6 protein-coding genes are annotated in these 7051 nt (G+C 55.9%); 1 reads left to right on the top strand and 5 read right to left on the bottom strand.

The window, feature by feature from the left end:
• The first annotated feature begins 277 nt into the window (after positions 1 to 277).
• Complete coding sequence (gene mdtD, locus HP564_RS18925; RefSeq protein ID WP_371245377.1) at positions 278 to 1681, top strand: multidrug transporter subunit MdtD; 1404 nt, start codon at positions 278 to 280, stop codon at positions 1679 to 1681.
• Here mdtD and rbsR read toward each other — a convergent pair.
• From rbsR to rbsA, 5 genes are all read right to left on the bottom strand, one after another.
• The gene (gene rbsR, locus HP564_RS18920) at positions 1678 to 2670 is read right to left on the bottom strand and encodes a ribose operon transcriptional repressor RbsR (RefSeq protein ID WP_371245376.1); all 993 of its coding nucleotides are present in this window, start codon (positions 2668 to 2670) and stop codon (positions 1678 to 1680) included. The genes mdtD and rbsR overlap by 4 nt on opposite strands.
• Positions 2671 to 2673: 3 nt before the next feature.
• Positions 2674 to 3603, bottom strand: coding sequence for a ribokinase (gene rbsK / locus HP564_RS18915; RefSeq protein ID WP_371245375.1), 930 nt, complete (start codon positions 3601 to 3603; stop codon positions 2674 to 2676).
• Between the two features lie 65 nt (positions 3604 to 3668).
• On the bottom strand, positions 3669 to 4544 hold the full coding sequence (rbsB, locus tag HP564_RS18910; RefSeq protein WP_371245374.1) for a ribose ABC transporter substrate-binding protein RbsB: 876 nt from the start codon (positions 4542 to 4544) through the stop codon (positions 3669 to 3671).
• Between the two features lie 26 nt (positions 4545 to 4570).
• Positions 4571 to 5542 (bottom strand): ribose ABC transporter permease, encoded by a 972-nt coding sequence (gene rbsC, locus HP564_RS18905; protein ID WP_371245373.1) that lies wholly within the window; start codon positions 5540 to 5542, stop codon positions 4571 to 4573.
• Entirely contained in the window at positions 5539 to 7047 is a 1509-nt protein-coding gene (gene rbsA, locus HP564_RS18900; protein ID WP_371245372.1) for a ribose ABC transporter ATP-binding protein RbsA, read from the bottom strand. Before rbsA ends, rbsC begins: the two co-directional genes overlap by 4 nt.
• Positions 7048 to 7051: the final 4 nt, after the last annotated feature.

Raw genomic sequence — 7051 nt, 5'->3', positions numbered from 1 at the left:
GACCCGGCTCTCCTGAACACCGCATTCCGTAAGCCGTTGTGCCGTGTCAGTGGAGGCGCATTATAGGGCGTTCTTTTCCGGTGACAAGCATTTCTTTAAAAATAATTATTACATGCCGTATTTTTAATCGAACGCCCTAAAAGCAACCACTTTACGGCGAAAAACCGCACTAAAACGGACACCAAAAGGAGAAAATAGCCGTAATACCTCTTTAGCCCAATGCTATGCTGTCACTTCGGTTTCTTGCCAGCACTGACCTATATAAGAAGGATTTTCGATGATACGTTCCGCGCGCAGTATGGCCGGTCTGCCATGGATAGCTGCTATGGCGTTCTTTATGCAGGCACTGGATGCCACCATTCTTAACACTGCACTTCCCGCTATCGCAACCAGTCTCGAACGTTCTCCCCTGGCTATGCAGTCTGCTGTAATCAGCTATACCCTGACCGTCGCCATGCTGATTCCCGTCAGCGGCTGGCTCGCCGATCGCTTCGGCACGCGCAAGGTTTTTATTATTGCGGTATCCCTTTTCACTCTCGGCTCGCTGGCCTGCGCTTTCTCGCCATCGCTGACGGTGTTAGTTATCTCACGTATCGTTCAGGGCGTGGGGGGAGCGATGATGATGCCGGTGGCGCGACTGGCGTTATTGCGCGCCTATCCGCGTAGCGAACTCTTGCCGGTGCTGAACTTCGTGACGATGCCAGGTCTGGTTGGCCCGATCCTGGGTCCGCTGCTTGGCGGGCTGCTGGTAACCTACGCGACATGGCACTGGATATTCTTAATTAATATCCCGGTAGGCATTCTCGGCATTTTTTATGCGCGCAAATATATGCCTGATTTTACCCTTCCGAAGCGGCGCTTCGATTTTGTTGGCTTCGTGCTGTTTGGCGCAGGTCTGGTTCTGTTGTCGATTGGCATTGAGCTATTTGGCGAGCGTATCGTCTCAGCCTGGCTGGCTTCCGGTATGCTGGCAACGGGTGTAATGATGCTGCTTCTTTATATCGTGCATGCGCGTCGTCACCCTGCACCGCTGATTAGCCTGCCAATGTTCAAAACCCGCACCTTCTCCGTTGGCATCATAGGCAACATTGCTTCGCGCCTCGGCACCGGCTGCGTCCCCTTCCTGATGCCGCTGATGCTACAGGTTGGATTTGGTTTCTCGGCAGTCATTGCAGGCTGCATGATGGCACCCACAGCCATCGGCTCTATCCTGGCTAAATCAACGGTGACGCAGGTACTGCGTCTGTTTGGCTATCGGCGCACGCTGGTTGGCATCACCATTATTATTGGCATCCTTATCGCCAGCTTTTCTCTTCAGTCGGCAGCCGAGAGCATTATTCTGCTGCTCCTGCCGCTGTTTATTCTCGGTATGGCAATGTCAACGCAGTTCACCGCCATGAACACCATCACGCTGGCCGATCTCAATGATGATAACGCCAGCGGTGGTAACAGCGTGCTGGCGGTCACTCAGCAGCTGTCGATTAGCTTTGGCGTTGCCGTGAGTGCCGCAGTGCTGCGTTTCTATCAGGAGATTGAAACCGGCACCGTCGAACAATTTCATGCCACCTTTCTGACAATGGGCATTGTTACGGTGATCTCTGCCTTTACCTTTGCCCTGTTGCGCCCCGGCGATGGCCGTCATCTGGTGACTAACCGCGATAAAAAGAAGAAAAAAGCCTAGGTGGATGCGCGCGCCACCAGCTCTGGCGTCAGCTCCAGCGTTTGCTGGCTGGCGTCAGGGTCGCTCAGGCGGTGAATTAAGGTATCAATCGCCAGCTGGCCCAGTTCATCTTTTGGCTGGTGAATCGTCGTCAGCGGCGGCGTAAGGTAGCGCGCCAGCTCAATATCGTCATAACCTATTACCGCGATGTCGTGCGGAATGCGCAGCCCGGCCTGAAACAGCGCATGATAGACGCCAACCGCCATTGCATCATTACTGGCAAAAACAGCCTGCGGCGGCGTTTGTAGCGCCAGCAGTTCGGTCATGGCGTTGTAACCGCCCTGAAACTCAAAGTCGCTGTTAACGACATAACCGTCAGGAATGACCAGGCCATTTTTTTCCATCGCGTGGTAGTAGCCCTGCAAACGCATACGACCTGGCGTTTTATCCAGCGGTCCAGAAATGCAGGCAATACGCCTGTAGCCCCGGTCAATCAGATGCTGCGTCGCCAGTTCACCACCTACCAGCGCATTATCCTGGATAATGTCGCCGCGCCCTTCAAAGGGTGCCCAGTCCATCATTACTGCAGGAATAGAAGGATAGCGATTCAGGATAGTCGCTGAAGGCAGATGGCTTTCGGTACACATGATCAGCAGGCCATCAACGCGCTTTTGCAGCAGCGTTTCCAGACTGCGGTTCATGCGCTCTTCATCACCCGCCGTATTGCACAGGATCAGGCTGTAGCCGCGCTCATAGCAGCTGTCTTCAACACCGCGGACAACCTCGGCATAAAAGGGGTTACTACTGGCGGTTAGCAGCATACCGATGGTCTGCGTCTGATTAAGTTTAAGGCTGCGCGCCAGCGCGGAAGGCGCATAGTTCAGTGCCTTAATCGCTCGATCCACCTTCTCGCGCACCGCCTCACTCACAAAACGATTATTGTTAATGACATGCGAGACGGTGGAGGTGGAGACGCCCGCCAGACGGGCGACATCTTTCATAGTGGCCAAGGCTTAACTCTGCTGAAGTAAAAAGTCGTCGATTTCTGTTCGCCAGGGCACAGACGCTTGTGCACCCGGACGCGTTACGGCAATGGCCGCCGCCGCATGCGCAAAGCGAGCAGCATCCTGCAGGCTTTTGCCTTCCAGCCGCGCGGTAATAAACGCGCCGTTAAACGTATCGCCTGCCGCAATGGTATCCACAGCTTTGACGGAGAAACCGGCGATGCGCTCGCCTTTACCCTGCTCGCTTAGCCAGACACCGCGACGTCCCAGCGTGATCAGCACGGTCTTGATCCCTTTCGCATGCAGTATTCCAGCCGCGCGCGCGGCATCATCATCGCTGTTAACAGCAATGCCGGTCAGGCTTTCTGCTTCGGTTTCGTTAGGCGTAATGATATCCACCAGTGACAGCAGCGCATCATCAAGCGGCGTCGCGGGCGCAGGATTGAGGATCACCTGAGTCTGATGAGCGCGGGCAATCCTTGCTGCAGCAAGTATGCTCTCCAGTGGCGACTCCAGCTGCATCAGCAGCGCTGAGGCCTCTGTAATGACCTGCTGGTGACGGGCCACGCAGGCAGGCGTCAGCGCCGCATTGGCACCGGCGCAAATGCCGATGCTGTTTTCGCCCTCGGCGTTGACGAATATCAACGCTACGCCAGTTGGTTCGCCACGGACAGTTTCAACCGATGCAGTATCGATCTTGTCCTGTGCCAGCTGGTCAAGAATACGCTCGCCGATTGCGTCATCGCCAAGACAGGCGATAAAAGCAATCTCTGCCCCGGCTCGGCCAGCGGCAACGGCCTGATTTGCTCCCTTGCCGCCAAACGCAACGGTGTACTGCTCCCCAGTCACCGTTTCACCGGGACGAGGAAAGTGGGCCAGATTAAGGATGTGATCAGCATTGATGCTGCCAAGAACGGCCAGTTTTGCGCTTTTGCTCATAGGATAGGATCCGGAAAGAGTGCGCCACCGGGTTTCGGTGGCGCATTGCCCTGCTTTTCTTTGAGTTATTTGGTGACCAGTTTCAGGTCAACGGGATTGATGGCCTGTACTTTTTCACCTTTCAGCACTTTGTCAGCGGTGTCCACGCCGATCATGCCGATCTTATCTGGCATCTGGGCGACCGTCGCCGCCAGCTTACCGCCCTCGACCGCTTTCACGCCGTCGGCAGTGCCGTCAAAGCCGACTACCACGACATCAGATTTTCCAGCGGTTTGCAATGCGCGTAATGCGCCGAGTGCCATTTCATCATTTTGTGCAAACACCGCCTGCACGTCCGGATGCGCCTGGAGCAGGTTCTGCATCACGTTCAGCCCCTTGGTGCGGTCAAAGTCTGCTGGCTGACTCGCCAGCACCTGGAATTTATGTGCGTCGGAAGCCTGCTTAAAGCCTTCGCCACGTTCGCGCGCTGCCGAAGTACCGGCAATGCCCTGCAGTTCAATAATCTTCGCGCCGTCACCCAGACGTTTGGCAATATAGTCTCCCGCCATTTTGCCGCCGAAACGGTTATCAGAGGCAACGTGGCTTACCACCTTGCCCTGCGACGCCACGCGGTCGAGCGTAATCACGGGAATGTTTGCCTGATTCGCCATTTTCACAGCGTTGCCAACTGCATCGGAGTCAGTTGGGTTAATCAGCAGCAGTTTGGTGCCGCGTACAGTGAGATCCTGCACGTTAGCCAGCTCTTTTGCCGGGTTGTTCTGTGAGTCGAGCACCACCAGGTTATAGCCCAGTTTATCAGCCTCTTTCTGCGCGCCCTCTTTCAGCGAGACGAAGAAGGGGTTATTCAGCGTGGAAACCACCAGCGCGATGGTTTCTTTCGCCATTACGCTGGTACTCAGGGTCGCGCCAAGGATCACAGCCAGTGCGGTCAACTTTTTCATCATTTCATCCTGTGTATAGGTCAGAGTTATTTACTGCTTTTGTTATCCACCAGTACCGCCAGCAGGATGACCACCGCTTTCACGATCATCTGGTAGTAGGAAGAGACGCCCATCAAATTCAGGCCGTTATTAAGGAAGCCAAGGATCAACGCACCGATCAGGGTACCCATAATGCGCCCTTTGCCGCCCGCCAGGCTGGTACCGCCCAGCACCACGGCAGCGATCGCGTCTAGCTCATAACCGGTACCTGCGGTTGGCTGGGCAGAGGAGAGGCGAGCGACCTCAATCGTGCCCGCCAGCGCGGCCAGCATGCCGCTCAGTGCATAGACGATGACCTTTACACGATTGACGTTGATACCGGAGAGACGCGTAGCCGCCTCATTACCGCCCAGCGCATAGATATAGCGGCCAAGACGTGTGTGGTGCAGCATGTACCAGGCAAGCAGGAAAACGACGGCCATCAGCCACACCGGCGTGGGAATACCCAGCGGACGACCAATACCAAACCAGCCGAAAAGGTCGGCGTTGTCATTGAAGCCGGTATTAATCGGGCTGCCGTCGGTATACACCATGGTGACGCCGCGCAGCAGCAGCATCATCACCAGCGTGGCAATAAAGGCCTGCACTTTACCGCGCGCCACAATAGTGCCGGTAACGGCACCCGTTGCTGCGCCCAGCGCCAGCGCAGCCGCGACGGCGACCAGTGCATTCACTTCCATCCCCACCAGCGAAGCCGCCACCGCGCCCGTAAGCGCCAGCAGCGAACCGACCGAAAGATCGATACCGGAAGTCAGGATAACCAGCGTCATGCCAACCGCCATAATGGCGTTAACCGACGTCTGTTGCAGAATGTTGAACAGGTTTGCCACAGTAAAAAAATTAGGGCTCTGGCTCGCCACCACCGCAATCAACACGATAAGGGCAATAAGAGACTTTTGCTCCATCAGCCAGGCTTTGCTGAACCAGCGACGGCTGGATGCTAACGTTTGCGTACTCATACCACTAAATCCTCACTGTGTTGCTTACCTACGGCTGCCGCCATTAACGATTCCTGCGTTGCCTGTTCACGGGTGAATTCACCGCCGCAGCGGCCTTCATGCATCACCAGAATACGATCGCTCATGCCCAGCACCTCCGGCATCTCTGATGAGACTAAAATGATGCTCAGTCCTTCGGCCTTGAACTGATTGATGAGCTGGTAAATCTCTTTCTTTGCGCCGACATCAACACCGCGCGTCGGTTCGTCCAGAATCAGCACGTTGGGACGCGTCATCAGGCCGCGCGCGATGGCCACCTTTTGCTGATTTCCGCCCGACAGCAGACCAATCGCCTGTTCCATGGAGGGTGTCTTGATATTAAAGAGACGAATAAAGTCACCGACCGCCAGCTGCTCAGCAGCGTGTTTTAACGTGCCGCTACCGTTACTGAAATAGCGCAGCGCCGTGAGCGACATGTTCTCTTTCACTGACATGCCCAGCACCAGGCCATCGCGTTTACGATCTTCGGAGATGTAGACGATACCGTTGGCCAGCCCATCCTGTGGCGCGCGCGTGATAACGTCGCGACCGTCGAGCCAGATCTGGCCTTTACTGCGCGGCAGTGCGCCATACAGCAGCTTCATCAGCTCAGTGCGCCCGGCCCCCATCAGCCCGGAGACCCCCAGGATCTCGCCTTTGCGCAGTACGAAGCTGACATCGTGTACGCCCGGCCCGCTAAGATTCTCGACCTTCAGGCGGACGTCTCCGGGGGCGCGATCAAGGCGTGGATATTGATCTTCCAGCTTGCGGCCGACCATCATCTCGATCAGGCTCTCTTCTGTCAGATCCTGTACCGGACGTTCGGCAATAAACTGCCCGTCGCGAAACACCGTGACGTCATCGCAAATCTCGAAGATCTCTTTCATCCGGTGGGAGATATAGACGATGCCGCAGCCCTGCGCTTTCAGCTCGTTAATGGCGCGAAACAGCGACAGCGTTTCGGTATCAGTGAGCGCATCGGTGGGCTCATCCATGATGATCACCTGCGACTTAAAGCTCAGCACCCTGGCAATTTCTACCATCTGCTGATCGCCGATCGAGAGATCGCCCACCAGCTTGTGGCTGTTGAAGCGCAGGTTAAGACGCTTCAGCAGCGCATCCGCTTCGGCATACATGCGTTTCCACGCGATACGGCCAAAGCGGTTAACAAATTCACGGCCCAGAAAAATGTTCTCCGCCACAGAGAGTTGCGGGATCAGGTTTAACTCCTGATGAATAATGCCGATCCCCGCTTCCTGTGACGCTTTAGGACCGCTGAAGGTCGTTTCTTCACCCAGCCAGCGCAGTGAACCTGCGTCGCGGCTGTAAATACCGGTCAGCACCTTCATCATGGTGGATTTACCCGCGCCATTCTCGCCTACCAGCGCCATAACCCGCCCGGGATAAACGGCCAGCGACGCGCTCTTTAACGCCTTGACGCCGGGAAAGGATTTCTCAATCCCCTGCAGCTGCAATAACGGTTGCATAACG

The sequence above is a fragment of the Pantoea sp. KPR_PJ genome (assembly GCF_041386365.1).
In the GTDB taxonomy this organism is placed as follows: domain Bacteria; phylum Pseudomonadota; class Gammaproteobacteria; order Enterobacterales; family Enterobacteriaceae; genus Pantoea.
Note: the sequence above shows the minus strand (reverse complement) of the source record. Positions and strands in the feature narration are given on the sequence as shown.

Excerpts from the sequence above, each read along its gene's own strand:
- rbsC (WP_371245373.1), bottom strand. The coding sequence starts at position 5,542 with ATGAGTACGCAAACGTTAGCATCCAGCCGTCGCTGGTTCAGCAAAGCC.
- rbsK (WP_371245375.1), bottom strand. The coding sequence starts at position 3,603 with ATGAGCAAAAGCGCAAAACTGGCCGTTCTTGGCAGCATCAATGCTGAT.
- mdtD (WP_371245377.1), top strand. The coding sequence starts at position 278 with ATGATACGTTCCGCGCGCAGTATGGCCGGTCTGCCATGGATAGCTGCT.
- rbsB (WP_371245374.1), bottom strand. The coding sequence starts at position 4,544 with ATGAAAAAGTTGACCGCACTGGCTGTGATCCTTGGCGCGACCCTGAGT.
- rbsA (WP_371245372.1), bottom strand. The coding sequence starts at position 7,047 with ATGCAACCGTTATTGCAGCTGCAGGGGATTGAGAAATCCTTTCCCGGC.